This window comes from Paenibacillus sp. FSL R7-269 (assembly GCF_000517865.1).
Classification (GTDB): Bacteria; Bacillota; Bacilli; order Paenibacillales; family Paenibacillaceae; genus Paenibacillus_AQ.
The window spans coordinates 1-912 of sequence record NZ_ASPS01000120.1; the positions used below are offsets into that span (position 1 = coordinate 1).

General features: G+C 49.7%; 1 protein-coding gene. It reads left to right on the top strand.

Annotation, left to right across the window (positions count from 1 at the left end; genetic code table 11):
* Positions 1 to 109: 109 nt before the first annotated feature.
* On the top strand, positions 110 to 912 hold an 803-nt coding region (locus C162_RS32190; protein WP_442792486.1), incomplete at its 3' end, for an RCC1 domain-containing protein.

The window sequence follows — 912 nt, forward strand, 5'->3', positions numbered from 1 at the left end:
AGCAGGACAGGTGTTCCAAGTGAAGGTAAGGGTGAATGATGAACACCTATGGTCGGAGTGGTCCAGTGGGGGTTGGGTCAAAGTAAAGAATAGCACGGAACTCCACCCGTTGACCTTATCCGCAGGTGAAAATCACAATCTGCAAGTGAACACCAATGGACACGTGTTAGCCTGGGGAAGTAACTATATTGGTCAACTCGGGGATGGAACAACGACAAACAAAACGACAGCAGTGGAGGTTCCGGGGCTGACAAATGTGCTTTCCGTAGCTGCAAGTGACCGACACAGTCTGGCGCTGAAGAGTGATGGAACAGTGTGGGCATGGGGGTATAATAGCAGTGGTCAACTGGGGAATGGAAGCCAGACCAACAGCCTGGTGCCTGTTCAAGTGAAGAATCTAAGTGGAATCATTGGAATTGCAGCCCGTGAGTCCACTAGCTATGCGCTAAAAAGCGATGGAACGGTATGGTCGTGGGGAGACAACGGCTCCCGCCAATTAGGAGATGGAGCAAGCAGGAACCAAGCAACACCGGTGCAGGTAGTTGGTCTAAGCGGAGTTAGTCAACTAGTAGCTGGAAAGGGATATGCCTATGCGTTAACAAGTGCAGGAACAGTATGGGCTTGGGGATATGCTGGTGGCAACAGAATACCAGGGAAGAGTGATTATCAAAGTACTGCAGTACAGATAAAGGACTTTACTGAAATAGCAAGTATTGCTGTTTCAAACGGAATGCCGAATTACGGCATAGCACTGAAGAAAGACGGAAGTGTGGCGGTATGGGGAGGCAGTTATGCAACCTTAACCCCGGTGAACGGATTAAGTGAAATTCAAGGCATTGCGGGAGGTTCAAGCAACTATGCGATTGCAGAAGACGGAAGTGTATGGAACTGGACGAATGGAGCACCGGTCCA